Genomic DNA, 24,364 nt, shown 5'->3' with positions numbered 1-24,364 from the left:
CGGGAGGTTCAGGGGATGGGTGAGGTGGGGTTGATTGTGCATGGTTTTTCCTGTGGTTTTGACTCGCCCGAAATTTCTGCTGCGGTTGCACGCCTTGCAACGGAGGCGTGCTGGTGCGCTAGGACACGCAATCTCTGCGCCTGATTGACACAGGGGCTTTGATAAATTTTACATGTAATTATAGCACCTTAATTGACGTCGGCGCGCGTCTTGAGGTTTTTTTGCAAAACGATGGTGTTGCGACGCAATGAAACCGTTGCGTTGACTGCCTTGTTGCGGCCCGCCTGTCTATGCCAGGCTTTGTGCTCTCAGCTGTTTTTGAACTTCCGCTCGTAATCGAGTTCCATGGAATAGGGGAAGCTTTGGTAGAGGTAGGCTTGCAGACGGAATGCAACCGGGACAAATTTTTCGATGGCGTCTCGTAACGCCCGCTCATGCAGCGGCGAGGAGGCAATGCCTCGGCGCAACTGGATTTCGATGAGGAAACCGCTCTCCTGCACACTGATCCGGAAATAGCCGGTTGTGAGGGCGGCGGTGGAAAAATCGGCGTAAATGCCCTGTTTGACCGCTTCGGGGGTAAGAGAGGCGTTGTCGATGACCAGGGCCTGGTTGTTTCTGCCGCCAACCGCGAGCAGGGGCAATTTGAGTTCCGGACAGAGATGGCCGTATCCGCAATCATGCAAAATCGTCTTCAATTCGTTGTACGAATACAGCCGCGCAACATCGTTGACATTGTAGCGCATCAGCGGAATCAGCAAAGCGTCGCTGAGCATGGAGACAACCAGTTCCGGAGAGCCGTCCCGGCTTGCAACGATCTCGAGAAAGGTGCGATGCGGATAATAATGAAAGAGTGTTGGCTGCACTTCGCAGCCTTGACCGTAGAGCGCATAGCGCAGCCGTTGGTCGGCAAGGGCGGCGCGTTGAATGCGGATGGTGTCCTGCGACTCATGAAAGAGGTTCAGGTCAAGCTCCGCCACCCCCATGGTGCCGCCAATGACGCCCCGGTCCATCCGTTCCCAATCCGTGCCCAACAGACTGCCGAGATAGCTGCGAAAGGTCTCCGGCATCCAATCTTCGCCAGTGATCAGATGGACGTTTTCGCGCTTCCAATCAATGCCCTGTTCAATCCCTTCTTCCAATATTTTTTTCAGGAAATGGGGATCGCTGAGGATGATGATCTGATCGAATTCAGGTGAAAATTTGCGAAAAATGGCCAGGGCCATGTCCCAGCGAACGCTGGTGTCGGCAACCGGCAGGGACGTCGGCACGCGCACGCCCATGGGCAGGCTGTTGATGAACAGTGTTTTTTTGCGGGAGGTGTGAAAGATGTAGTCAAGCGCCGTGTCGATAGCCTTGACCGCATTGCGGTGATTTTCGTCGGTGTTGATGCCAAACGAAAAAATCCCGGAGAACCCGGAGCTTGACATGGCGCTGCGGATGCGGCTGATGCTGCCGTCCAGGCAAAGTTCTTTGATGCCGTAGTGGGGAAAGACGTCTTCCTTGGCAATCAGGGGAACCAGGCTTTTGAATGCGGCAATCGAGGTTACCTGCTCGGGCAAGCAGCCAGCATTCTTGAGCATTTCTTTGTAGGCTGGAACCCGGAGCGCAGCGCGCTGAAAGGCCTTGAGCAACTGCCGCTCTCCATAGGCAACCAGCTGCTCTGGGGCTGTTGTCGTCAGTATTTTCAGGGTTTTCCTCCGCTCAAGCAGCACCAGCTTCCTGCGAATTTCCGCGACTATATTCCTACCTTCTTCTCGTGTCTTCATGCTTTTCTCCTGCGGCTGGCGCATGGATGCTGTTGCGGTCGGTTGGCCGGTTGGCCGGTTGGTCGGCGGGCGGGGCGCGGTCGCTGCAATGCGCGGCGTCCCTCTTTAGGAATGGTCAGTCGGTTCGCAAAAAAAAGCGTAGAACTCTGATCTCCGCATTTTCATCGCTTCCAGGATCTGGGGTATGGAAGCGCCGTAGATTCTGACCTTGCCGTAATAGTCAATCTCCTCGGCGCTCAACAGCTCGAGATGGACGCCGTATCGGTTGAGCAACCGGTACAGCGAATCTTCAAAGGTCGCGATCCAGTGGGTGATGCCGAGGTCAAATCGGCTGGCGAGATACATGACTTTGAACAGTTCGAGGATGACTTCTGGGTATCTTCTCCGCCGGTCTCCGCCGCCCTCGTAGCCGTCCAAACCGAGCAAGCCGTCTTTGACCCGTTTGCGATACTGCTTGGAAATACAGAGACGCGAAATCTCGGCGGTGGAATGAAGCGGGAATTCGAGGCGATCCAACTGTTCCAGTAGTGACCCAAAGTGCCTGGCCGTCGGGAAAGAGCGCCGTTCCGACCACCTGACCAGGCGCACCGTACCGATGACGTCATCGTTGGCGCTCGCGTTTGTGGCCAAAAAGTGTTCGGAGACAGCGTCGAAGTCGTCAATCTCCAGGCCGGCAGGATACTGATCCGGACTCAGAAAATGAACCTCGTTGCAAAACACCTGATAACGCAACCGGTGCATGGCGTCGTAATCTTGGCTGTTTTCCCCTTTGATGAGTCGTTTCACCTGCAAAGACAACGATCCTGGGAAGTGGAATTTTCCGTCCTGGTCCGTCCGACCAGATTCTGTGGGCGTTGAGGATGCCGGCAATGTCTTGCACGGAGTTGATTGGGAGTTGTGCGGCATGGTTATTCTCTCTTGACGCTTTTCGGCGGCAATGACCATTGCTCTGCGTCACAGCATTGCCACCGCATCGCCTCTGGCGGCGTTGTCGAACAACGCCCGCGATGGGATTGCCAGGCAGGAGAGCAGGGAGGCCGTTAACCACAATGGAGGCGATTGCACAGACAAAAAAAGAGGAACCGGTTGTGTTCGGTTTCTCTTTTTGAGCGTTACATTACACGGTTTATTTGCGGAAATTCCTGCCCATAAATGCAAGGCCCATCAGGCCTGCGCCAAACAGCAGCATGGTCGCCGGTTCAGGAACCGGGGCGGTATGAGCCTCTATCGGGTCGGTTAAACTTTGGCTCCACTCAACTTCTGCGCCATCTTCATCGGGAAGCAACACGTTAAAGGAAAAAAGCATGTCATGCACGCCGTCAGAAGAGTCCACAATCATATCGGAATTGAGCTGGGAGTACAGTGCGCCGCTTGTTACCGAGCCGTACCCGATGCCTTGGCCAGAAGTAGGCGACTTGTCGTCCAATACCGTTTGAACGACGGTAACAGAAGCGTTTAGCGGATCGACGCCGGGTTCAAAGACGCCTTTGAGCAGAACATCACTCCCCATGCCGGTGTATCCGTCCTCGCCAATACGGTCGTCAGGTCCCTGCAACAGGTCAACGCCGTGAGCGACTGTATACAGGGTAAAACCGCCGCCCTGCTGGCCAATACTGAAACCGGTCGAGGTCTTCGTAATGTAATTATCGGTCAAACCGTAAAATACGCCATAAATTTGATCGCCGACTTCAGATCCCCACAAACGGTTATCAGCAGTCTGAAGTTGATCAGCGAAAACACCGTTGACTGTGATGACGCCCCAGGTTTCTCCCTTGTCGAGGCTTTTTGAATAGCCTGACAAGTCAAAATACAGCGGTCCCTGATAACCAGCAAGCGCACCGACCAGTGTTGCAGACGCCTGTCCTGCAACCAGCAAACAACCAACACCAACTAAACCAATTACTTTCTTTTTCATAAATCCCTCCGTCCTGTTTTCCTGTGTTGCCAGATTTTTGTTTTTCGCAAGAAGGGCGCCGCGCGTATGCCCCTCTGGCCATCAAACAAACCTCTGCAACGCTCTTTGCCGGGCACCATTGCCTGGCAAAAAATACTGTTTCCCCGGCCATTTGCCGTCATCTCGAGCAATGCGAACCGCATGCGCGCCGTGCGGACAAACCTACGGCGCATCCTGATCCAGGATCGAATCTGTGAGCTGTAAGGGGGGGAATGGTGAACTATTTGAGCTGCGCGGGGTTTTCTTTCAAACACACAGTGGAGTCCCCGTCGAAACGGGTAGATTGGCTCCACCTGGAATCTGGACTGCGAGAAGAAAGGTCTTTGCTAGCGAGAGCGCCGTCGCCAATCAAGCTAGGTTGTGAAATGAGGGGCTTGCTGTTTCCAGAAGCGTTAAGAAGGCCCAGGAGTGGGTTAATTTTTTCTCGATACACTCTTTAAAGCAAGACGCGCACCTGAAAAATTTTTACTTTGAATGCTATTGTTTGTGACAGTATTACGGGAGGTTATGCGGTGAGTGGCGTTATGGGCGAGGATGTTCAGGTGTAAAAAGCGTTGCGTGCGACAGAACAGGACAGCTCAGTTGTGCTACAAAGTTGCACTTCCATTGTGGAGTGGACCAGAAAGAAGGTTCCAACTCGCCCGGGCGGGTTGGAACCATGGACGTCTATTGTTGCAACTCCCATTGCCCGTCTTGATTGCGACAGGCAGTGCTGTAGGTTCTTTCCCGTTTGCCGTCGATGACGGCTTCGATTTCAGCCTTTCTGCAGACCTGCCTGGACGAACCCTGGTAGGCTGGTTGCGGGGTGACGGCGTAACGGTTGCCGCTGTCCGGATTCACCCACGACGAGCGTTGGTTGGAAGGCCCTTGCTCGTAGGCGTGATTCAGCCGGTCCCGATCAGATTTGTCCATTTCATTGCCGACAATGTAGCCCAGCATGCCGCCCACAGCCGCGCCAATCAATGTTGCTCCCGTGCTGTGGCCAATGGCTTGACCGATGAGGGCGCCGCCTGCAGCTCCTCCCACCGCGCCGGTTTGGCCTTTGGTGGCGCATGAGGAAAGCAGCAACAGGAAAAGCAGAGCCACGGCATTGAGATGTTTCATAATATTGCTCCATAAAAGCGTAGTGAGCGCCGGCGGAGGCAAAAGCAGTTTGCCGATCCGTCTGGTCTCGGGAGAACCTAAATTGTTAGGCGGGGAGGGGGAGGGAAAAGCGTGTTGCGCAAGCGCAGGGGGGAAAGCTGAATAAAAAAACCCGCATAAAGCGGGCTTTTTTATATCACGATGGATTTAAGCGTCAGCACTTCACTACATTTGTAGCCGACGGGCCTTTGGCGCCGTCCTCCACATTGAACTTGACGCGATCCCCCTCTTGGAGAGATTTGAACCCCTCGGCCTGAATAGCGGAATGATGCACAAACACATCCTTGCCGCCTTCCTGCTCGATAAATCCAAAACCCTTAGAATCATTAAACCATTTTACTGTTCCTTCAGCCATTGCAACTACTCCTTTTTCGTTGTGTAATCGTGTTACACCTTTAGGTTGACGGTCCCGTTTCGGGGCCATCGGTCATACACTGCATGATCAAAAGGATCATCCAGCACTCTGTATTGCTCTCATCTCTGGCGCATCCTTTGAATCGACAGGGGTGAGAGCAGATTTGATGGGTTTGATCGTCGCCGGAACGGTTCAAGCAGGTTCAATCGTGCGTTCAGCCGATGTTTTGTGCGGCAAATTGCCAGTTGATCAGCTTGTCGAGCACTGCGTTGACATAGTCGGCGCGTCGATTCTGATACTCCAGGTAATAGGCGTGTTCCCACACGTCCACGGTCAGCAGGGGCTTCACGCCCATTGTCAAAGGCGTGTCGGCGTTACTGGTCTTTACCACCTTAAGTTTGTCGCCGTCAAGGACCAGCCAAGCCCAACCACTACCAAACTGCGAAACAGCCGCGCCGGCAAGTTCTTTTTTGCAGGCGTCGACGCTGCCAAAAGAGGCGTCGATTCTTTGCTTCAATGCCGCCGGCGGCTCGCCGCCGCCTTTGGGCGACATGCTGTTCCAGTAGAAGGTGTGATTCCAGATCTGCGCGGCATTATTGAAGATCGCGGTTTTGTCGAGCAGGCCTGAGGCGCTGGTAATAATCTTTTCCAAAGGAAGATCGGCATACTCTGTGCCTGCGATCAATTTATTCAGGTTGTCGACGTAGCCTTTGTGGTGCTTGCCGTAATGAAACCCAATCATGTTGGCGGTAATCACTGGTTCCAACGCATTTTCAGCATAGGGGAGGGCAGGCAGCACTATGGTTCCAGCCGCGTGGGCGCTCCCCGGAAAACCGCTCATCGCAAACGCGGCGGCAGTTCCCGCCGAGGCTATGAGAAAATCCCGTCGATTAAGCGCTGTTGCGCCAAGATGGGCGTCGATTTTGATCATAGAGACCTCCTTCCGGTTTGGGTGGATGGATGAGGCAGCGATGGGAACCGGGCAAAATGCAGAGGGTTCCGTCCCGTTTTGTGGAACCTGCCTCCTATTCTACTTCATTTCTTTGATGAATTCCTTAACTTCCTTCGCACCTTTGGCATATAGCTTCTCTTCGTCCGGCGCCAGTTCCCTGAGGAGACGGAGAAATTCACCAACGTGGACGAGTTCTTCATCGGCGATGTCTTTCAAAACCGCGATGGCCAGCTTGTTGTCGGTTGATTCTGCAAGCTGCTGGTACAACTGCGTGGCCTCGTATTCAGAGGCAATCATGAACCGGATGGCGCGGATCAGTTCTTCGTTGGTGAGCTTCTTGTCGTTGGCCAACCCTGAAAAGGCTGAGCTGAATTGCGGCATGTGGATTCTCCTTGTTGATGGTTGCGCGGGCGGCGCGAAAGGCTCCGTCGCTGCGATGTCTTTGCCGAAGGCCATAACTCAAGCGGCCAAAACTCAGGCGGCGGTAAGAAAGGCGAGCAGGTCGGCGTTCAGCATGTCTTTGTGCGTGTCAGCCAGGCCGTGGGGCGCGCCCGGATAGATTTTCAGCGTTGCGTTTTTGATCAGCTTCGACGAGAGCATCGACGAGGCCATGATCGGCACAATCTGATCGTCGCCGCCGTGAATGATCAGGGTCGGGACCTTGATTTTTTTCAAATCCTCGGTGAAATCGGTCTCAGAGAAGGCTTTGATGCAATCGAGCTCGTTCTTCAGCCCACCCTGCATTCCCTGGAACCAGAACGCATCCCGCATGCCCTGGGTCACCTTGTGCCCCTCGCGGTTGGCGCCGAAGAACGGCGTGGTCAAGTCTTTGATAAACTGCGAGCGATCAGCGGCAAGGCCCGTGCGGATGTCGTCGAACACCTCAATGGGCAGACCGCCGGGATTGGCCTCGGTCTTGAGCATCAACGGCGGCACAGCGCCCATCAAAACGACCTTGGCGACCCGTGCGGCCCCGTGCCGACCGAGATAACGGGCAACCTCGCCGCCTCCTGTTGAGTGACCGATCAGGCAGGCCTCTTTCAGATCGAGCGCGTCCAGCAGTTCGGCCAGATCGTCGGCGTAGACGTCCATCTCGTTGCCGTTCCACGGTTGGCTGGATCGACCGTGGCCCCGGCGATCATGCGCGATGCAGCGATAGCCGTGCGACGCGAGAAAGACCATCTGGGATTCCCAGGCGTCGGCATTGAGCGGCCAGCCGTGACTGAAAACCACAGGTTTGCCCACGCCCCAATCTTTGTAGTAGATCTGGGTGTTGTCTTTGGTGGTTATTGTGCTCACACTTTTCCCCTTTTCGTTGTGGATTGTGGTTTCGCGAGGTCCGTGCAGGCGAGCAAACCGGTTGTTTGCAGGCCGCTTCCGTTGCCGTCTATTCGACGGTCATCCGGTTGTTGACGCTCTTCACCCCGTGAACATCTTTGACGAATTTGCTCACCTAATCTTTGACCGCCGCCGTCTTGGCCTTGCCGTTGACGGTGACTACGCCGTGTTTTGTCTTGACCAGGGCGTCGAGGTCGCTGGTGGAGCGATGGAGCAGCAGCGCCATTTTCACCTGGGCGGTGATGGAAGCGTCGTCAATGGTTTTGACTGCGGCTTTGGTTGGCTGTTCGCCGGCAAGAGACACGGTCATCTCATTGATTACGTCTTTTACCTCATCCACATCCCGGGCGTATTCGGCCGCCAGTTCCTTTTGCGCCAGACTGGTCGCCTTGCCGCGCAGGGTGACGACCCCGTCTTTGACGTCGACTTGCGTATCCACGGCGTTGACGCTGCGGTGGAAGAGCAGGACGAGTTGCACTTTTTCCTTCATCCAGGCGTCCGAGTTGGCTGTTGGGGGCGCGCCTTTGATTTCAAGCCGGTTGTCGACGCTCTTCACTCCGGGCAAGCCGGCAAGGGTCTTCTCGGCCAACACCTTGTAGGATTGTTCAGACACCAGCCCGGTCAGGACAACATGGCCTTTCTGGGCCTGGATCTTAATGTCGTCGTCTTTGAGAAACGTTTTGAAAATATAGGTGTTTTTAGCCGAGGCTTCGATGCGGTCGTCGGCCTTTGACGCGTGCGCGGGCGCAAAAAACAACAGCAGGGCGAAAACGGTGGCGGCCAAGGCTGCATAATGCAGTGGTTTCATAGAGACGTGCTCCTTGTGGTGGTGATGGCGGCGGGTTGTGGATGCGCGGGCATTGCTTCAGCCGTGAATCTTGTCGACAAAGGTGCGTCAATTTCGAGTGAAACGAGAAATCTCGGGACATAATGAGCTTTCTTCTCGCTGTGCCCGTCGAAACGACAAACAGGCGCGCTTCACTGTTGCAATGGAAACGATGTCACTCCCCCATAACTTCCTTGATCTCGCCGACTTTTTTCTGGACCTTGCCGGCGTTCTTTTCAACATTGCCGTCAGCTTCCAGTTTGGGTTTGCCGGTGAGTTTGCCGGCAATTTCTTTGACATTGCCTTTGATTTGATGGAAGGATCCTTCTGCTTGATCTTTTGTGCTTGATTTCATGTGATTGCTCCTGGCTTGGCGGCCGTATTTTTTGACGTCAGGCGGCAGGCAATCGGCCTTCGCCCTGTTGCAGCTTATGCTGCTTAATCATAGAAAAAATGAAAACCAAGGCCCACATACTCGACGTTGTCGCGGGCGTAGAACTGACCGTTGGGAGAGCTGCCGTTGTAATATTCGAGCAGGATTTGCAGCTTGCGGCTGATAAAATCCGGATTTTCAAGCTGGAACCCGCCGCGCAAGGACACGTTGGCGTCCCAATCGTTTTCTTCGTGATACTGCAGGTCAACGGCCGCGACCGGCCGAAGCGCTCCGCCCCACCAGGCGACCGGGCTTCTGAACTCCAAGCCCGACTGCGCTATCCCCGGCTCAAGATCGTCGGGATCGCGGTCAAACAGATAGCCGCCGCCGCCGTAGATGCGAAAACCGTAGGGCAGATGGTAGGAGAGAATCATGTCGACCCCTTCATAGCTCAGATTGACCCGTTCGCCCGCATCCCCGCTCAGCAGGTACTCGTCGCCCAGATGGGAACTCTGATGGAAGAGCCTGGCCATGGCGGAAAAATTGTCCTTTTTGATCGAAAGGGGCACGGCCACAAAGTAGTCGGCATTGACAAGGTCATGCGAATCCGCATCCATGTCAAAAATCGAGAACACGCCGGCCTGAAGCCCGGTTTCCATCTGGCTGTTCCATGGCCCGCCAAAACGATAGAAGCTGAAGGTCTCGCCAAAGGTCGCCGAGCCCACCCCTTCCAGCTGGCTGTTTTGCATGTACTGCTGATAGGAGGCGGAAAAATGCGGCCAACGGGGATCGGCAAGCAGCGATTTGAAGAGCAAATCCCGTGGCAGGAAGACGTTGACTTCGGGGGTGATTTCCGACGGATCCCCTGCGGTCGCAAGGTCGCCGGCCTCGACCACCACCACCTGATTGACGCCTTCGATGGCGGCAAGCGAGGTCTTCATCCGGTCACGGACGCCGTCCGACGACTCCAGTCCCCGGATGTACACCACCCCGGACCGAACCCGGACGGTTTCCGCCGTGACCTGGAAGTCCCGTTGAAGAATCGCCGTGGCGTATCCCCGGATGTATTCGTCGCTTGCCGGGGTTGCCCCGGCTACGCCCGGAAAGGCCAGGGCAAGCAGCAGCAGGGTCGAGAAAATTGCCCGGCCGTTTGAGCGTGGCTGCAAAGGTTGTTTCATGTTCATTCCTTAAATTGGGTTGCACTGCAGGTGCAGCAATGGAGTGGGGCGGGGCCTAGAGTTTACCTGTTGACCTGTTTACCTGTTGAACCTGCTCGCGCTTTCAACGTTTTCAATGCTTTCAATGCCGGAGCGCGATGAAGGGGTTGACGCTTGCTCGGTGCTATTTCCTGGCGGCGGAAAAAACGCCGATCAGCGCCTTGGCCGCTTCGCCGATGACCACCGCGTAGGTCGCTATCTGGTCGGCGGTGCCAATAGCCCGGCTTGCCTCGCCAAGGCTGGCCCGCAATTCGCTAGTAAGGGCAACCACATTCTCCGAAGCCATGGCGATATTGGGGATGGCCAGGTTGAGCGCATCCTTGTTTTCTTTAAGGATCGCGCCAATATCCTTGACTGCGGCGTTGACGTTTTTCAGGGTGACAATGACATAGCCGCCCACTGTCAGCAGCAGCAGGAAAATAATCAGCAGGCCCAGTTGACCGAATGTGATGTATCCTTGCATAAGGAGATCCTTGCCAATGAGGTTGTTCTTGCACGCCTTTTCAGGCGTTTTTTTCGCGCAAATCCGAGGTTTCCTTGAACGATTCCTTGGCTGCGTCAACGCCCTTTTCGGCCGCTGTGTACACGCGGGCACTCTTTTCCTCGACTGCGTCGACCAATTTGTGCCCGGTGGCGGAGACGTTGTCCTTCATCTTGCCCCAGGCGTCGCAACTGCGCTGGCTCAGTTCCTCACGTGTTTCCCGCCCAGCCTTGGGCGCATAAAGGATGCCCGCAATCGCGCCGACCGCGCCGCCAAGGGCAACGCCCATGGCCAGCATGCCGGCGTTTTTTCGGCGCAAGGTCTGTTCACGGTTAATTCTGGCGCCCAGTATCCGGTCTGCAATGTCTTTTAAAATCACGGCTGATCCTCCCACCTTGATAAGATTGTTGAGTAAGGTCATGCTGCTGCCTCCTGTAGAAGAGGGCAGGCGCTGCTGCACTTCGGCTGATGTGCCGTTGCGGGCGCGGAGCCTGTCCGTTGAGTTGGTTTCATTCTGTTTGCTGCCCAAGGTTTCCATTTTGTTCACCGGCGGCCCTGGAGAAAATTGATTAGAAGTACAACCAGGGCCACAACCAGCAGGATATGAATCAATCCTCCCACGGTGTAACTGCTCACCAGCCCCAGCACCCACAAGATCAACAACACCACTGCGAGTTTCCACAACATTTGCTCCTCCGCTCAGGTTGCACGGATCGCCCGGCGCCGGCCAAGACCATGTCGCCTCTCAGCCGGCAACCAAGCGCTCTGTTATTTGGTTTGGGGCGCTGCTTTTTCGATGATCATGTTGTTGACCACGCTCTTGACGCCATGCACGTCTTTGACGAATTTGGTGGCCAAATCCATTTCAGCGGCGTTTTTGGCCGAGCCGCTCAATTTAACCACGCCTTCCTTGGTCTCGACCTTGGTGTTGAGGGCGCTGGTTGAACGGTGATACAGCAAGGTCGCTTTGACTAAGGCGGTGATGGATGCGTCGTCTATCGACGTGCCCACGCCTTCAACCTTTTCACCCACGGTTTTGCCGGCATTGGCCACAACCATTTCGTTTTTGACGTCTTTGACGCCGTCAACATCCTTGATGTATTCCGTGGTCAGGTCGATTTGGGCCTTGCTCGCGGCCTCTCCTCGAACAGTGACAACGCCGTCTTTCACCTCAAAGTCAGGCTTGGAGACGCTCAGGTTGCGATGGTACAGCATCTCGAGTTTCACCCGTTCCCTGACCAGGGCGTCCTGGCTTCCAGCGGTCTGCGCGTTGTTGAGCACCAACTGATTGTCCACGCTCTTCACCCCAGGGAGGCTCTCCACGGTTTCGGTGGCCAGCTGTTTGTGGGGTTCCGCAGTGACGCTGCCGGTCAGGACAACGGCGCCGTCCTTTGCCGCGATCTTGATCACGTCGTCATTAAGGTAGTTTTTGAAGATGTACGACTCCCTGGCTGACGATTCGATGCGGTCGTCGGTGTCGGAGGCGAACGCCGGCGCTCCGAACAGCAACAACGTGGACGCCGTGGCCAACAGAGCTGTGGAGCAGGCCGCTTTGAGGTGCAAGGTTCTTTTGTTCATTGGGATGTCTCCTGGTTGTTATTATGGGTTGATGGTGGTGGGCCGGGCCTCGTCTGTCTTGGCCTCTCGCCCTCCACGGTCATGCTTGTAAATGATCAGAATCGCGGATAATCTAAAGGGTCGGGATCGCGACGCCGTAGAAACGCATTAGATCGGCGTGCCTGCAGAATCCGGTTCGACCCCATAGTAGGAGTGAATTTCTTTTGCCCAGCGCGAGTCGGCCATGTCCGGCCATTTGTCTTTGTCAAAGCCCGGCGCGTTTGCAAGGCTCGCCTTTTCTACATTGAGAATGAAGCGCTTGTTGGTGGTGTCGAGCGTCAGCGCAACCCACGGCACGGCAAACAGCTTTTCGCCCATGCCGAGAAAGCCGCCGAAGGCCAACACCGCATAGCGCACCTTGCCGCTACGCACGTCGAGCATGATGTCTTTGATGTCGCCGATGTCCTCGCCTTTATGGCTGTAGACGTCGTTGCCGAGCAGGGTTTTGGCGCCCATCAATTCCGGGCCGGGGCCGCCGGCAGTCGTATCGCTTTCGTTGTTGTCCATGTCTGTCTCCTGTTAAATGGCGGCAAGTTGTCGCTTGCATGCGCTGGCCTTGCCGAGGTGTCTGTCCTGCCGGAGGGGTTGCCCGGCTGGTTTCTCGAATGTGTTGGTTGCGGCGCCGTGTGGTTTGCGCCGCCTACATTGCTTGTTACGCAAGTTCGGCGCCCAAAGGAACGAACGCCGCAGTCTGTATGTAATTGCGATAAAATAGGTGGTTGGGTGGGTTTGCGGTTCGCGCCAAGGCAGCGTTTGGCAGGCTTTGGCGTTGCGTGTCACACAAGCGTTGCGATTTTTTCTGTGACACGCTGCCTGGGCAACCTCTTGCCGCCAAGCCGGTAGAAAGGGATAACGGATCGAGCATGCGAGCATGCCCTCAGAAGAAGCCAACGCAGATTATTTGCGCCCTTGCGCGGCTGCCTTGGCCAACCACTCCGCGGCTTTGTCGTTGTCCTGCGGAACGTCTTCGCCGGTTTGATACATCAGGCCCAGGGCAAATTGCGCCTCCGCCAGGCCCTGTTCCGCCGCCTTGGCAATCAGTTGCACTGATTTCTCCCTGTCTTGACGAACGCCGTCTCCGGCGCTGTACAGCAGCCCCAGCACATATTGCGCTTCCGCATGGCCCTGATCGGCCGCCTTGGCGTGCCACCGGGCGGCCTCCTCCCTGTTCTCGGGCACGCCGTCGCCAAAATAATACATCCGTCCAAGCCGGTACTGAGCCGCCGGGTCGCCCTGGTTGGCCTGTTTCGACACGGCGTCAAAGGAGGGCGGCGGGACGTCGGGACGCTTGGCATTGGAGCGGGCTTCCTGATTGTGCATCTTTTCCCTATTTCTCTGGTCAAGAGCGGTTTGCGCGCTCTCGGCGGCTGCAAACAGTTGCGTCCCGGGTTGCGCGCACAGCAAAGCGACGGCAACCACTACGGCTCGAGTTGTGGTGTTCATACGGGCGATCCTCACGAATTTTTTCTGTTCCAGCGGCTGGCGAGGCAACGGCAGCCGTATCGTGCAGCAGAGGTTTTTACGAAACAACACCTGATTTTGCCGCTTTCTTGCTTGTCAGCGCGAGCTTTTCGGCGGCGCCGAGGCTGGTGTGCATCCGACCCACAGGCGTTGTCTGCTCCACCTGCCTCAAGTGCTCGACCTTAACCGCATAACGGGGCAGGTAGACCTTGAAAACCGCGCCCTGATCCGGCGAGCTGAAGACGTTGATGAAGCCGCCGTTCTGCTTGACAATACCGTACACCATCGCCAGCCCCAGGCCTGCGCCGGGTGCCGCATGTTTGGTGGTGAAAAACGGTTCAAACAGCTTGTTCATCGTCTCCGGCGCCATGCCGCAGCCATTGTCGCTGACAATCAGCGCCACATATTCGCCCGGAAAATATCCCGCATGGGCGAGGCTGTCGTCGTTGTCCCGGGTGATGTTTTTGGTCTCAATGCTCATCCAGCCTTTGCCCACAATCGCCTCTCGGGCGTTGCGGCAGAGATTGGTCAGGATCTGTTCGATTTGCGCGGCGTCCATGGCGATCGGCCACAACTGCGGACCAGGCGTCCAGGCCAGGGCGACGTCTTTGCCGACGACGCGGCGCAGATTGGCAAGCATGCTCTCTACGGCGTCGTTGAGAGCAAGCCCCTCGGTGGCCACCGTTTGCATGCGGGCAAAGGAGAGCAGCTGCCAGGTGAGGTTGGCGGAGCGGTCAACCGCTTTGCTGATTTCCTGCAAATTGGCAAAAAACGGTTGGTCCGGGTCTGCATGGTCCAAGGCCATTTCCGTCTGACCAAGGACAACGGCGAGCATGTTGTTGAAATCGTTGGCAACTCCGGCGGCCAGCCGTTCCATCGATTCCATCTTGCCAATAGTGGCCAGTTGGTCTTTGAGCTTTTGCCGTCCCTCGTCCGCCCGTTTGCATGCAGTGACGTCGCTGAGCACCACCCGGCACACAACTTCGCCCTCTTCGTTGTGGGCGATGATCGCTTCCAGTCGCGCCCAGAATGGCTGGCTGCCGCGCCGCCGCATCCGCACCTCGCTCACCTGCGATTCCCATGCCTTGAAGAGCTGTTGACGGTGGCGGTGGTAGACGTCTTGGTCTTCGGGCAGAATAAAGCGGGTCAACGGCATTCTGACCAACTCGCTCCGGGTGACGTTCAGCAGGCTGGCAGCGGTGAGATTTGCTTCCACCACCATCCCGGTTTCGCTCTCGGTCAGGTAACCCACCGGCGCAAAGTCGTAGAGGTTGACCAGTCGGGTCTGCGAGGCTTCAAGCTCCGCCTGAATCCGGCGCAGCTCTTCGTTTTGCATCTCAAGTTCGATCTGATGCACCTGCAGTTCGTGAATGATCCGCGCCGTTTCTTCAGGCGACTGATCCGCGAGGGGTTGCCTTGCGCCGTTGGCAGGTTCACCGAATTGTTGTTCAGCCCGTTGGCGCAATTCGGCGGCCCTGGCAGATTGGTTGTTGTTGGTGTGCATGATTGTCCTTTGTCCCTTGTTGAGCGGCTTGCCTCCGCATATGCGCCAGAGGACAGCGGGTGGCTCGCGTTGTTTTTCGTTGTGTGTTCCCTGCGTCGTCTTAAGGCAAGTTCAGTGCCTGAAAAATTAAAGAGTCTCCCTTGTGTTTTGTTTCGCCATTCCATAGAGTTGGCTTGGTTTAAATGAGGCGGCAAGATGCCCGGAACAAGAAAAAACGTTGCGCGTAACAGAAATGTGTCGCTATTCTCAGGCTAAACGTTACACTTTATGTTGAATCGTCGAATCTGTCTGCACAGTCACTCCTGGAATCTGGACCGGGAAGAGGTCGCTGCTTTTTCAGCAACGCTTCGGCGACGTTTCAGCAACGACATGCAGGAACCCCAACCCTGCTTGATGATCACCCATCTCCGAAAAACCCCGCGCCGTTCGTTTATTGAATCAGGCGCTTCTGCAACTCCGTCTTTTCAACCCACCGCGCGGGCGCTTCCGCTACACGATGCAGCCGCTGCTGCACAACCCGCAAAGGACTGGAACCGAGGGCGTAAATATGACTGACCACCCACCATCTGAAAAAGATCGTCTTGCCGAATTGCGTCGCCTGGCCGAGCAACGAGGCGGAAAAAAAACGCCGCTCATTGTCCCGGCCAGGGACGAACAGGACTGCCAGCAACTTATGCATGAGTTGCAGGTGCATCAGATTGAAATCGAGATGCAAAACGAGGAACTCCGCATGACCCAGGAGCAGCTGGGCGAATCGCTGGAGAAATATTCCGATCTCTACGAATTTGCGCCGGTTGGTTACATCACGTCCAACAGCAGGGGCCGGATTGTGGAGGCCAACCTTACCTTTGCCGGTCAGCTGGGCGTTGATCGGGGTCGCCTGATTAACACCGCCCTGTCGCTGTATGCAACGGCGGTGGATCGGCCCGCCTTTCGCGCCCACCTGAATCAGGTTGCGCAGAGCGATGCACGGCACGCCTGCCAGCTGCGACTGGAACGGCAAGGCGCGCCGGATTTGTACGTCCAAGTCGACAGCATTCGGTCCCTGGGCGCCGACGGCCTGCCGCTGTGCCGGACGACGATCACCGACATCTCCGCCCGGAAGGCGGTCGATGAAGAGCTGGTGCGATTGTATGGCGAGTTGGAGAGCCGGGTGGAGGCGCGCACCATCGCGCTCAGCGAGAGCGAGAAAAATTTTAAAAAGCTCTCCCAGGAATTTCGGGCCCTTTTAAATGCGATCAGCGACACCTTGATTCTGCTCTCCCCGCAGATGGACATATTGTGGATCAACGGCGACAACACCCTGGATTTGGACAGCGTGGTTTCCGATCCGGCAGGGCAATACTGTTACAAGCTGCTCCACGACCGTATGGCGCTCCTGGAGGACTGCCCGGTGTCGCGATGTTTTGCCACGGGGCAAAAGGAAGCCGCTGTGGTCTCCTACAATGGGGCGGTGCTCGACATCAAAGCCTTTCCGATCAAAGAGGCGGGCACTGTCGGCGGCGTGCTGTTGCTGGTGAGCGACATCACCGAGAAGATGGCGATGAAGGCGGAGGCGATTCAGGCCAGTCATCTGGCCTCGCTGGGCGAACTGGCCGCCGGAGTGGCGCACGAAATCAACAATCCGATCACTGGGATCATCAACTACGGCCAGATTCTGCTCAACGAGTGCAGCCCGGACAGCCTGGAAAAGGACATCGGCGCACGCATTGTCAAGGAAGGGGAGCGCGTCGGCCGCATCGTCAAAACCCTGCTCTCCTATGCCCAGCATGATCGGCGCAAAGAGAAAAGGCCGACGAGCATTGCGACCGTTGTGGCGGAATCGATGGTGCTCACCCAGGCGCAAATCCGCAAGGAAGGGATTGCGCTCACCGTCAACTTTCCCGACGACCTGCCGCAGATCGACGCCAATTTTCACATGATCCAGCAATGTTTCATCAACATCATCAACAATGCGCGCTACGCCTTGAACGAAAAATACTCGGGACGGCACGACAACAAGCGGCTCGACATCAGCGGCGAGCGCGCGATGATCGACGATCAGCCGTATGTGCGGGTTATTTTTTATGATCAAGGGGAGGGGATTGCCGCTGATCAACTGGCGGTGCTGACCAAACCGTTTTTTTCCACCAAGCCGTTCGGCAAAGGCACGGGCCTGGGGTTGAGCATCACCCAAAAGATTATTGCAGCCCATGGCGGGAACCTTGCCTTTGAGAGCGTCAAGGGCGAGTTCACGCGAGTTATCATTGAGTTACCGGTGCATCAAGGCGATGCCAAGGCGGAGCATGAGTGCGAAAATTTTAGTGATTGACGACGAGGAATCCATCCGTTTCACCTTCGAACGATTTCTCAGGGCCGCGGGGTATATCGTGGCCACCGCCGCAAGCTGCGACGAAGCGTTTGCCCGGCTCGACGAGGGATGCTTTGACGTGGTTTTTGCCGACATCATCCTTGAGGACGGCACCGGCATTGATGTTTTGCGCGAGATCAAGCGGCGAGGGTTGAGCTGCCCGGTGATCATGATTACCGGAGACCCCGGAGTCGCGACCGCGACGGATTCCATCCGCCTGGGCGCCTTCGACTACATCCCCAAGCCGGTCAACCAGGAAGCATTGCTGGGCCTCACCCGAACGGCCTTGAAGTACAAGGCCCTCCTTGAGGAAAAAGAGCGGTATCGCACCAACCTGGAAGCCATTTTCAGGAGCGTCAAGGACGCGATCATCACCGTCGACAAGGCGGCGGAACTGGTCGAGTTGAACGAGGCGGCCGTGACCCTGTGCGGCTACTCCCGAGACGACATCGGCAAACCGTTCAGCGCCCTTGATCTGCGGTGCGTAGGGCAATGCCGGGAACTGCTCGAGTCGGCGATCAGCAGCGGCGCTTCGGTTGAGGCGGACCGGATCGAATGCCGGCAGGAGAACCGGGCCGCGCGGGTCGTCAGCGTGCGCGCTTATCCGCTGCTCGATCTCCAGGGGGCGACCTCAGGCGTGGTGATGGTGGTGCGGGACGACACCCAGGTGGTTGATCTTGAACGGGAGCTGACCGAGCACCGGCAGTTTCACCGCATTATCGGCAAAAGCGAGCCGATGCAGCAGGTGTATTCCCTGATCAAAGCCCTGGCCAACGTGCAAACCACGGTGCTGATCACCGGGGAAAGCGGCACCGGCAAAGAGCTGGTGGCCGAGGCGCTCCATCTTGCCGGCGACCGCAGTCATAAACCGATGGTCAAGGTGAACTGTTCGGCCTTGCCCGAAAACCTGCTGGAAGCCGAACTCTTTGGCCATGTCAAAGGGTCGTTCACTGGCGCTGTCCGGGACAATGAGGGCCGATTTCATCGGGCGGACGGCGGGGCCATCTTTTTTGACGAAATCGGCGACATCTCGCCCAAAATCCAGGTGAAGCTGTTGCGCGTGCTGGAAGAGAGCGAATTCGAGCGCGTCGGCAGTTCGGTTTCCACCAAGGTGAACGTGCGCCTGATCGCGGCGACCAACCGAAATCTGCCGGAGAAAGTCAGGCTGGGCGAGATGCGCGAAGACCTCTACTATCGGCTCAAGGTGGTGGAGATCAGGTTGCCGCCGCTGCGCGACCGGCGCGACGACATCCCGCTGTTGCTTGAACACTTTCGCGACAAATTCAACGCCAAATTCAAGAAAAACATTGAGGGCGTGTCCGCAGACGTGCTCAAGGCGTTGAACAAATATCCCTGGCCAGGCAATGTGCGCGAACTCGAACACGCCATGGAACACGCCTTTGTCTTGTGCAATCAGAACATTATCACCATCGAGCATCTGCCGCCGGAGTTCATGAAAATTCCCGGAATGCGGCGATCTTCCGGAGCGGCGCAGGAGGGCGATCTTGACCCAACGCTTGCCGCCCTGACCAAAACCGCCTGGAACAAAGCCAAAGCCGCCCGCTTGCTGGGCATTGATCGCGTCACCCTGTATCGGCGCATCAAAAAATACAACCTCATCGAACCACCCCTGCGTTCCTGACGCCTTGCCGCTAGCGCGTTGCTCGCAGTCCGGAAAGTGTGTTCATCACTTCCGTTGCGAGCAACACTTCTCTCCCTGCCGGCTTTGCGCCGGAAGCTCCTCTTTGCTGTTCTAACGCACCGTCTTCCCAAGATAAAACAAGATAGCTCGACCCGCCTCCGGCCTCGGCACGGATATGGCTAGAGAGACTCTGCCCCCAGTGCTGCTTGTTCCATTGCTCAACCAAGCGCAGCATGATGCCCTCCCTAACCCGTAGCCTGGATGCAGTGCAACGGAATCCGGGAACACTTCACATCAAACCCCGGATTCCGCAGGCTGCATCCAGGCTACCGTCGCTGGGCAGATTTCGTTCTCTGGTTGCCATGCGCCGTCTGGGAACGTTTCGTGGAGGCAGAAGCCATTGTTCTTTCGATCAAAGGGGGGGGCTCCTGCGAGGCAGGCGCTCGCGGCAACCTTGATCCTCCAGCCAAGCTTACAGGTGTTCGCTATGATTGTATGTGCATCCAACGGACAGGAAGTCCAGCTTGATCAGGCCGGTTTTCTGGTCGATCAAAATGAATGGAACGAGGATGTTGCCGCCGCCTTGGCCGCCAAGGAAGGGATTGACGCCTTGTCCGAAGAACAGATGGATCTTGTCCGCTTTGTGAGGGACTATTTTCTGAAGCACCGGGCGTTTCCGATGGTGAACACGGTCTGCCGGATCAATTCGGAGGCGGACCAATGTGTGAACGAGCCGTGTATGGACCCGGAAAAGGCGTGGCTGATTGCAGGATTGTCGCAACAGGACGGGGTGAGTTTCCTTCGTCAGCGCGCCAAACGCCCTGCCGGGGAGTCGCCTGCGGTTGGGGCGTAAATCTATTTCTATTTCAAAAGTGAAGATTGTCTGTTTGTCGACGAGCACGCGAGGAGCAATCTCGCGGAGATCCCGAGATCTCTCCCTACGGTCGAGATGACACCCCTTTGTCGACGAGGTTTTGCTCTGTGCTTCTGCTTCACTTGATTGAGAAACGGAATAATCCTTATGGGTATTGATAGGTGCAAGCAACGATGAACAAGCACGACAGCCAGAAATTCAGTCAGAGGCTCTCCCCACTGCATCCCCAGACCAGCGCCAGCGACCTGGCGAGCCGCGCGGCTGCAACGTTCAGCCAACGTTTCAGTCAACGTTCAGCAAGCGCGCTAGGATGGATATGACCATGCCGAATGCCTCCATCGACAACCAGCGCAACCCCGCCGACAGCGACCTCCAAGGGCAAGTCGCTGTTCTGCAAAACAAACTGCTCGAAGAGCAGAACCTCCGGCAGGCCCTGGAAAGCTCCGAGAAACGCTACCGACGACTCTTTGAATCCGCCCGAGACGGCATCTTGATCCTTGACGCCGAGACAGGCAAGGTGGTGGACGTCAATCCCTTCCTTCTGCAGTTGCTGGGGTATTCCTATCACGCGCTGTGCGGGCAATACATCTGGGAACTTGGCGTGTTCAAAGACATCGCCGCGTCAAAGGAGGCGTTCAAAACCCTGCAAGACAGCGAATACATCCGCTACGAAGACTTGCCGCTGGAAACCCACGATGGCCACCCCATTGCGGTGGAGTTCGTCAGCAATGTCTACCTTGTGGACCAGAGCAAGGTGATTCAATGCAATATACGGGACATCACCGCCCGCAAGCGGGACGACGCCGAACGCAAGCGGTTGCTGGCCGCCATCGAGCAGGCCGGCGAGGGCATTGTGATGACCGACGCCCAAGGGAACATCGAGTTTGTCAATCCAGCCTTCGAGCAGATGACGGGCTACAGCCACACTGACCTGCTCGGCCGCAATCCGCGCCTCCTCAAGAGCGACGCCCATGACGAATTGTTTTACAGCGACCTCTGGGAGACCATCTCGAGCGGTCGAACCTGGGCTGGGCGTATGGTCAACAAGCGCAAGGACGGCTCGCTCTACACCGAGGAGACCACGATTTCTCCGGTTCGCGAAGCTTCGGGACGGATTGTCAACTATGTAGCCGTCAAGCGCGACATCACCGAGCAACTTCGGCTGGCGGCCCAGTTTCAGCAGTCCCAGAAGATGGAAGCAGTGGGCTTGCTGGCCGGGGGCGTGGCCCACGATTACAACAATATGCTCAGCGTTATCCTCGGATATGCGGAACTGGCCCTGGAAAAGGTCGACCCGGTCGATCCGCTGCATGACGATCTTAAAATCATCATCACCGCCGCAAAACGTTCCGCAGGCATCACCCGGCAATTGCTGACCTTTGCCCGCAAACAGACGATTGTCCCGGTGGTGCTTGACCTGAACCAGACCGTGGAGACCATGCTCGCCATGATCCGCCGCTTGATCGGCGAAGACATCGACCTGGCCTGGCTGCCCAAGGCGAACCTGCGGCCGATCAAAATGGACCCCACCCAGATCGATCAGATTCTGGTCAATCTCTGCGTCAACGCGCGGGACGCCTTGGTCGGCGCCGGCAAGATCACCATTGAAACCGGAAACATTGTGTTTGACACAGCCTACTGCGCTGATCATTTCGGGTTTGTCGAAGGGGCGTATGTCCTGCTGACGGTGAGCGACGATGGTTGCGGGATGAGCAAGGAGGTTATGGGACACCTCTTTGACCCGTTTTTCACCACCAAAGCGGAGGGCCACGGCACCGGTCTGGGGCTTTCCACGGTGCATGGCATTGTCAAACAGAATGAGGGATTCATCAACGTCTACAGTGAACTGGGCAATGGAACCACCTTCCGCATCTACCTGCCCCAGCATGTGGAGCAGGCCGTCGTTTCGGTGCAAACCAAGCCGTTGGATATGCCTTTAAGCCAGGGCGAGACCGTGCTGGTGGTGGAGGACGAACCGGTTCTCTTGATGATGGCCCAAATGATGCTGCGAAAATTAGGGTATCAGGTGTTGGCCGCAGGGACGCCGAGCGAGGCCATCGAGCTGGCCAAAAAACACGAAAGCCAGATCCACCTTGCGATCACCGATGTGGTCATGCCGGAAATGAACGGTCGGGATCTGGCGGAATGCTTGCGCCCCCTTTGTCCTAGTTTGAAAATTTTGTTCATGTCCGGCTATCCCGCCGACGTCATCGCCCGCCGGGGCGTGCTGGAGGCGGGGGTTAATTTCCTGCAAAAGCCCTTCTCGGTCCATGATTTGGCGACCAAAGTTCGGGAGGTGCTGCAGGAACAGGATGCCGACCTGTGCGTTGGGGGAAAATAAGGCGTTTCGCTTGGTCTTTGAACGCCATCCAACAAACAGCGTATGAGCCGACATCTCTTTCAACGTCAACCAAGGGACATCTATGAACGCACAACAAACCCAAGCAGCATACAGACAGAAGATCGAGGCCGAATTGGCGCTGGTCCAGGCCCAACTGGCCGAATTCAAAGACCAGCCGCGGAGTTTAACGGCCGAGGATCGGGCCAAGCACGTCCACCGGATGGAAGCGCTGGAGCAGCGTTTTGCCGACGCCAAGGCGCAATGGCGGCAGGCGTTGGACAGCGCCGACGAAGACGTCTGGAACCAGATGAAGAATAGGGCGGAAAGCGTCTGGAAAGGATTGCAGGATGAGATCCAAAAGACCATTGCCGAAGTGTAGGGTTGAACGGATGAACGGATGAACGAGCGGATGGGAAAATTAACAAGGGATTGACCCTTGGTTCGTTTTCCGCCCATTAAACAACCGCCTATCACGCCTGGCGCCAATGTGACGGCAGGCTGGAGAACGCGCACTGCAATGCAACCTATCAAAATTACAAAGGAGATTGAACTATGAGCAAACTCAATGAAATTTATAAATGCACCGTCTGCGGCAACATCGTTGAAGTCGTGCATGCCGGCGAAGGGGAATTGGTGTGCTGCGGCCAGCCCATGGTCTTGATGGCCGAGAACACGGTGGACGCGGCCAAAGAAAAACATGTGCCGGTGATCACCCAGGTTGCGGACGGCTATACGGTTGCCGTTGGCAGCGTTGCCCATCCCATGGAAGACAAGCACTGGATTGAGTGGATTGAATTGGTGGCCGACGGCAAGGTCTACCGTCAGGAGCTCAAACCCGGCATGGCCCCGGAGGCAACCTTCTGCGTCAAGGCGGACAAGGTGTCTGCCCGCGAATATTGCAATCTCCATGGGTTGTGGAAGGCTTGAAGGAAAGTCTGAAGGCGATGAAGGTAATGAAGGCTTGAAGCAAAGGCAATCCGGGGTGAGTCGGGCGTCAGGAGGGCGGGGATGGAAAAAGCGTTGGTTGTGGCCTCGTTGTTGTTGATGGCGGGCGGCGGCGTGCACCTACCCCACGTCGCCGACGCCAACAAGGGGAAGATCCTTTTTCAGCGCGTTGATCTGGGCGGCGGAACCACCGGAAAAAGCTGCAACGCTTGCCACCTTGGCGGCAAGGGGCTGCGCAGCGATCTGTTTCAACGGAAAAAAATTACCATCATGGGTATGGACAAGCACAATCTGGCCGAGGTCGTCAATGTCTGCGTCGAAAAGTCTCTGGGGGGCGTCGCGCTCGATCCTCAGGGCAACGAGATGGCAGACCTGCTCGCCTCAATGAAAACCGATCTCGCGGCCCTAAAGGAGTTGCAGTAGCTGCAGTAGCTGCCAAGGAGTTTGCGAATCCGCCCGAACCAGAAGGCTCAGCCTCTCTGGCCCTGGTTGCCTTCACGGCTTGCTCGGGTCAACAATGTTTTTATCTCACTCTAACACGGAGAAATTTATGAAAAAAATACAGTCGTTAACATTTGCTCTGTCTCTTCTGGCTCTGCCGTGCAGCATGTACGCCCAGGAGCAGATGAGCAGCGTCACTACCACCGAAACCGCAGGGACGATCAGCGAGCTGGGCCAGGACACCATCGTGGTGCGGTCCGAAACCAGTTCGTCGCCCATGCGCTACAGTTCCACCCAAAGCACCACCTATGTTGACGAAACCGGCACGCCTGTCTCCGTCGAGACGGTCAAGTCCGGCCTGCCGGTCACGGTGTATTACACCCGCGACGGCAATCGTTTGGTTGCCGACAAAGTGGTGGTGCGGAAAACAACCACCACCACCGAAGCCCCCATCCACACCGAAAAACAGACCCGCACGACCACAACAACCGAAAGCAGATAAGCTCAATCGGTTGCACTTGGCGCGCGGCAATTTGATGTCCACATCAAGCAAAGCATGATGCACAGCGCAAAACATTGCCGACGAAAGTCTGTCATTTCGAACGAAGTGAGAAATCTCGCGCCATAACGAGTTTTCCTTGGCGAGATTTCTCCTCGCTGTGCTCGTCGAAATGCCCGTTAAAGGGAATTGTCAAGCCGTAACCTGAAAAGCCTTTGAATAAACGAAGGTTTTCTGATGCACGATGAGTGTGTGCATAATGCTCAACAATTTTTTGGCCATTAT

Annotated in this window: 28 protein-coding genes; 8 read left to right on the top strand and 20 right to left on the bottom strand. The window is 56.4% G+C overall.

All coding sequences use genetic code 11. The annotated features are described in order from the left end of the window. Window positions 1–308: 308 nt before the first annotated feature. The 18 genes from RCH93_RS06925 to RCH93_RS06840 all read right to left on the bottom strand — a co-directional run bounded on the left by RCH93_RS06925 (window position 309) and on the right by RCH93_RS06840 (window position 14,987). Window positions 309–1,766: a hypothetical protein gene (locus RCH93_RS06925; protein ID WP_306547597.1), complete on the bottom strand. Its 1,458-nt coding sequence runs from the start codon at window positions 1,764–1,766 to the stop codon at window positions 309–311. A 105-nt stretch (window positions 1,767–1,871) separates the two neighbouring features. Further along, window positions 1,872–2,552, bottom strand: a complete 681-nt coding sequence (locus RCH93_RS06920; RefSeq protein ID WP_306547596.1) for a PEP-CTERM/exosortase system-associated acyltransferase — start codon at window positions 2,550–2,552, stop codon at window positions 1,872–1,874. A gap of 340 nt (window positions 2,553–2,892) precedes the next feature. After that, window positions 2,893–3,681, bottom strand: a complete 789-nt coding sequence (locus tag RCH93_RS06915; protein WP_306547595.1) for a PEP-CTERM sorting domain-containing protein — start codon at window positions 3,679–3,681, stop codon at window positions 2,893–2,895. A 705-nt stretch (window positions 3,682–4,386) separates the two neighbouring features. Further along, on the bottom strand, window positions 4,387–4,824 hold the full coding sequence (locus RCH93_RS06910; RefSeq protein ID WP_306547594.1) for a glycine zipper domain-containing protein: 438 nt from the start codon (window positions 4,822–4,824) through the stop codon (window positions 4,387–4,389). 193 nt (window positions 4,825–5,017) lie between these two features. Beyond that, on the bottom strand, window positions 5,018–5,218 hold the full coding sequence (locus RCH93_RS06905; protein ID WP_306547593.1) for a cold-shock protein: 201 nt from the start codon (window positions 5,216–5,218) through the stop codon (window positions 5,018–5,020). 214 nt (window positions 5,219–5,432) lie between these two features. Further along, the gene (locus RCH93_RS06900; protein ID WP_373693269.1) at window positions 5,433–6,059 is read right to left on the bottom strand and encodes a superoxide dismutase; all 627 of its coding nucleotides are present in this window, start codon (window positions 6,057–6,059) and stop codon (window positions 5,433–5,435) included. Between the two features lie 189 nt (window positions 6,060–6,248). Then, entirely contained in the window at window positions 6,249–6,551 is a 303-nt protein-coding gene (locus RCH93_RS06895) for a ferritin family protein (RefSeq protein ID WP_306547591.1), read from the bottom strand. A 93-nt stretch (window positions 6,552–6,644) separates the two neighbouring features. Continuing rightward, on the bottom strand, window positions 6,645–7,469 hold the full coding sequence (locus RCH93_RS06890; RefSeq protein WP_306547590.1) for an alpha/beta fold hydrolase: 825 nt from the start codon (window positions 7,467–7,469) through the stop codon (window positions 6,645–6,647). A 154-nt stretch (window positions 7,470–7,623) separates the two neighbouring features. Then, the gene (locus RCH93_RS06885; protein WP_306547589.1) at window positions 7,624–8,316 is read right to left on the bottom strand and encodes a BON domain-containing protein; all 693 of its coding nucleotides are present in this window, start codon (window positions 8,314–8,316) and stop codon (window positions 7,624–7,626) included. Between the two features lie 193 nt (window positions 8,317–8,509). Next, window positions 8,510–8,689, bottom strand: coding sequence for a CsbD family protein (locus tag RCH93_RS06880; RefSeq protein WP_306547588.1), 180 nt, complete (start codon window positions 8,687–8,689; stop codon window positions 8,510–8,512). An 83-nt stretch (window positions 8,690–8,772) separates the two neighbouring features. Continuing rightward, the gene (locus RCH93_RS06875; protein ID WP_306547587.1) at window positions 8,773–9,885 is read right to left on the bottom strand and encodes a DUF1207 domain-containing protein; all 1,113 of its coding nucleotides are present in this window, start codon (window positions 9,883–9,885) and stop codon (window positions 8,773–8,775) included. A gap of 163 nt (window positions 9,886–10,048) precedes the next feature. Continuing rightward, window positions 10,049–10,387 (bottom strand): hypothetical protein, encoded by a 339-nt coding sequence (locus tag RCH93_RS06870; protein WP_306547586.1) that lies wholly within the window; start codon window positions 10,385–10,387, stop codon window positions 10,049–10,051. 40 nt (window positions 10,388–10,427) lie between these two features. Next, window positions 10,428–10,826: a YtxH domain-containing protein gene (locus tag RCH93_RS06865; RefSeq protein WP_306547585.1), complete on the bottom strand. Its 399-nt coding sequence runs from the start codon at window positions 10,824–10,826 to the stop codon at window positions 10,428–10,430. A gap of 122 nt (window positions 10,827–10,948) precedes the next feature. Continuing rightward, window positions 10,949–11,092, bottom strand: coding sequence for a lmo0937 family membrane protein (locus tag RCH93_RS06860; RefSeq protein WP_306547584.1), 144 nt, complete (start codon window positions 11,090–11,092; stop codon window positions 10,949–10,951). Between the two features lie 81 nt (window positions 11,093–11,173). Next, on the bottom strand, window positions 11,174–11,983 hold the full coding sequence (locus tag RCH93_RS06855) for a BON domain-containing protein (protein ID WP_306547583.1): 810 nt from the start codon (window positions 11,981–11,983) through the stop codon (window positions 11,174–11,176). Window positions 11,984–12,130: 147 nt separating this feature from the next. Continuing rightward, complete coding sequence (locus RCH93_RS06850; RefSeq protein ID WP_306547582.1) at window positions 12,131–12,529, bottom strand: PRC-barrel domain-containing protein; 399 nt, start codon at window positions 12,527–12,529, stop codon at window positions 12,131–12,133. A 390-nt stretch (window positions 12,530–12,919) separates the two neighbouring features. Then, on the bottom strand, window positions 12,920–13,465 hold the full coding sequence (locus RCH93_RS06845) for a tetratricopeptide repeat protein (protein ID WP_306547581.1): 546 nt from the start codon (window positions 13,463–13,465) through the stop codon (window positions 12,920–12,922). Between the two features lie 76 nt (window positions 13,466–13,541). After that, window positions 13,542–14,987 carry a nitrogen regulation protein NR(II) gene (locus RCH93_RS06840; protein ID WP_306547580.1) on the bottom strand — a complete coding sequence of 482 codons (1,446 nt, stop codon included), beginning with the start codon at window positions 14,985–14,987 and terminating at the stop codon, window positions 13,542–13,544. A gap of 547 nt (window positions 14,988–15,534) precedes the next feature. Between RCH93_RS06840 and RCH93_RS06835 the strand changes: the two genes are divergently transcribed. Then, a complete protein-coding gene (locus RCH93_RS06835) occupies window positions 15,535–17,298 on the top strand; it encodes an ATP-binding protein (protein WP_306547579.1) in 1,764 nt (587 codons plus the stop codon). Next, a complete protein-coding gene (locus RCH93_RS06830) occupies window positions 17,273–18,979 on the top strand; it encodes a sigma-54 dependent transcriptional regulator (RefSeq protein ID WP_306547578.1) in 1,707 nt (568 codons plus the stop codon). Before RCH93_RS06835 ends, RCH93_RS06830 begins: the two co-directional genes overlap by 26 nt. A 10-nt stretch (window positions 18,980–18,989) precedes the next feature. Here RCH93_RS06830 and RCH93_RS06825 read toward each other — a convergent pair whose 3' ends face one another. Next, window positions 18,990–19,214 (bottom strand): hypothetical protein, encoded by a 225-nt coding sequence (locus tag RCH93_RS06825; protein ID WP_306547577.1) that lies wholly within the window; start codon window positions 19,212–19,214, stop codon window positions 18,990–18,992. Between the two features lie 252 nt (window positions 19,215–19,466). Between RCH93_RS06825 and RCH93_RS06820 the strand changes: the two genes are divergently transcribed. The 6 genes from RCH93_RS06820 (at window position 19,467) to RCH93_RS06795 (ending at window position 24,082) form a co-directional block, all read left to right on the top strand. After that, entirely contained in the window at window positions 19,467–19,832 is a 366-nt protein-coding gene (locus RCH93_RS06820; protein ID WP_306547576.1) for a TusE/DsrC/DsvC family sulfur relay protein, read from the top strand. Between the two features lie 337 nt (window positions 19,833–20,169). Then, window positions 20,170–22,194 (top strand): PAS domain-containing sensor histidine kinase, encoded by a 2,025-nt coding sequence (locus RCH93_RS06815; RefSeq protein WP_306547575.1) that lies wholly within the window; start codon window positions 20,170–20,172, stop codon window positions 22,192–22,194. Between the two features lie 82 nt (window positions 22,195–22,276). After that, window positions 22,277–22,573 carry a hypothetical protein gene (locus RCH93_RS06810; RefSeq protein ID WP_306547574.1) on the top strand — a complete coding sequence of 99 codons (297 nt, stop codon included), beginning with the start codon at window positions 22,277–22,279 and terminating at the stop codon, window positions 22,571–22,573. A gap of 173 nt (window positions 22,574–22,746) precedes the next feature. Continuing rightward, on the top strand, window positions 22,747–23,121 hold the full coding sequence (locus RCH93_RS06805) for a desulfoferrodoxin (RefSeq protein ID WP_306547573.1): 375 nt from the start codon (window positions 22,747–22,749) through the stop codon (window positions 23,119–23,121). Window positions 23,122–23,202: 81 nt separating this feature from the next. Further along, window positions 23,203–23,562 (top strand): hypothetical protein, encoded by a 360-nt coding sequence (locus RCH93_RS06800; protein WP_306547572.1) that lies wholly within the window; start codon window positions 23,203–23,205, stop codon window positions 23,560–23,562. Window positions 23,563–23,689: 127 nt separating this feature from the next. Then, window positions 23,690–24,082 carry a hypothetical protein gene (locus RCH93_RS06795; RefSeq protein WP_306547571.1) on the top strand — a complete coding sequence of 131 codons (393 nt, stop codon included), beginning with the start codon at window positions 23,690–23,692 and terminating at the stop codon, window positions 24,080–24,082. 91 nt (window positions 24,083–24,173) lie between these two features. Here the strand turns inward: RCH93_RS06795 and RCH93_RS06790 are convergent. Further along, window positions 24,174–24,364 (bottom strand): hypothetical protein (locus tag RCH93_RS06790; protein ID WP_306547570.1); only part of this gene is annotated, 191 nt, incomplete at its 5' end.

Origin of the sequence: Desulfobulbus sp. (assembly GCF_030824455.1) — a bacterium.
Taxonomy (GTDB): domain Bacteria; phylum Desulfobacterota; class Desulfobulbia; order Desulfobulbales; family Desulfobulbaceae; genus Desulfobulbus.
This window is presented reverse-complemented; position numbering and strand designations above follow the sequence as displayed.

Coding starts and splice junctions, on each gene's coding strand:
- RCH93_RS06925 (WP_306547597.1), bottom strand. CDS start 1,766: ATGAAGACACGAGAAGAAGGTAGGAATATAGTCGCGGAAATTCGCAGG.
- RCH93_RS06915 (WP_306547595.1), bottom strand. CDS start 3,681: ATGAAAAAGAAAGTAATTGGTTTAGTTGGTGTTGGTTGTTTGCTGGTT.
- RCH93_RS06910 (WP_306547594.1), bottom strand. CDS start 4,824: ATGAAACATCTCAATGCCGTGGCTCTGCTTTTCCTGTTGCTGCTTTCC.
- RCH93_RS06905 (WP_306547593.1), bottom strand. CDS start 5,218: ATGGCTGAAGGAACAGTAAAATGGTTTAATGATTCTAAGGGTTTTGGA.
- RCH93_RS06900 (WP_373693269.1), bottom strand. CDS start 6,059: ATGAGCGGTTTTCCGGGGAGCGCCCACGCGGCTGGAACCATAGTGCTG.
- RCH93_RS06895 (WP_306547591.1), bottom strand. CDS start 6,551: ATGCCGCAATTCAGCTCAGCCTTTTCAGGGTTGGCCAACGACAAGAAG.
- RCH93_RS06885 (WP_306547589.1), bottom strand. CDS start 8,316: ATGAAACCACTGCATTATGCAGCCTTGGCCGCCACCGTTTTCGCCCTG.
- RCH93_RS06880 (WP_306547588.1), bottom strand. CDS start 8,689: ATGAAATCAAGCACAAAAGATCAAGCAGAAGGATCCTTCCATCAAATC.
- RCH93_RS06875 (WP_306547587.1), bottom strand. CDS start 9,885: ATGAAACAACCTTTGCAGCCACGCTCAAACGGCCGGGCAATTTTCTCG.
- RCH93_RS06870 (WP_306547586.1), bottom strand. CDS start 10,387: ATGCAAGGATACATCACATTCGGTCAACTGGGCCTGCTGATTATTTTC.
- RCH93_RS06865 (WP_306547585.1), bottom strand. CDS start 10,826: ATGACCTTACTCAACAATCTTATCAAGGTGGGAGGATCAGCCGTGATT.
- RCH93_RS06860 (WP_306547584.1), bottom strand. CDS start 11,092: ATGTTGTGGAAACTCGCAGTGGTGTTGTTGATCTTGTGGGTGCTGGGG.
- RCH93_RS06855 (WP_306547583.1), bottom strand. CDS start 11,983: ATGAACAAAAGAACCTTGCACCTCAAAGCGGCCTGCTCCACAGCTCTG.
- RCH93_RS06850 (WP_306547582.1), bottom strand. CDS start 12,529: ATGGACAACAACGAAAGCGATACGACTGCCGGCGGCCCCGGCCCGGAA.
- RCH93_RS06845 (WP_306547581.1), bottom strand. CDS start 13,465: ATGAACACCACAACTCGAGCCGTAGTGGTTGCCGTCGCTTTGCTGTGC.
- RCH93_RS06840 (WP_306547580.1), bottom strand. CDS start 14,987: ATGCACACCAACAACAACCAATCTGCCAGGGCCGCCGAATTGCGCCAA.
- RCH93_RS06835 (WP_306547579.1), top strand. CDS start 15,535: ATGACTGACCACCCACCATCTGAAAAAGATCGTCTTGCCGAATTGCGT.
- RCH93_RS06830 (WP_306547578.1), top strand. CDS start 17,273: ATGAGTGCGAAAATTTTAGTGATTGACGACGAGGAATCCATCCGTTTC.
- RCH93_RS06825 (WP_306547577.1), bottom strand. CDS start 19,214: ATGCTGCGCTTGGTTGAGCAATGGAACAAGCAGCACTGGGGGCAGAGT.
- RCH93_RS06820 (WP_306547576.1), top strand. CDS start 19,467: ATGATTGTATGTGCATCCAACGGACAGGAAGTCCAGCTTGATCAGGCC.
- RCH93_RS06815 (WP_306547575.1), top strand. CDS start 20,170: ATGACCATGCCGAATGCCTCCATCGACAACCAGCGCAACCCCGCCGAC.
- RCH93_RS06810 (WP_306547574.1), top strand. CDS start 22,277: ATGAACGCACAACAAACCCAAGCAGCATACAGACAGAAGATCGAGGCC.
- RCH93_RS06805 (WP_306547573.1), top strand. CDS start 22,747: ATGAGCAAACTCAATGAAATTTATAAATGCACCGTCTGCGGCAACATC.
- RCH93_RS06800 (WP_306547572.1), top strand. CDS start 23,203: ATGGAAAAAGCGTTGGTTGTGGCCTCGTTGTTGTTGATGGCGGGCGGC.
- RCH93_RS06795 (WP_306547571.1), top strand. CDS start 23,690: ATGAAAAAAATACAGTCGTTAACATTTGCTCTGTCTCTTCTGGCTCTG.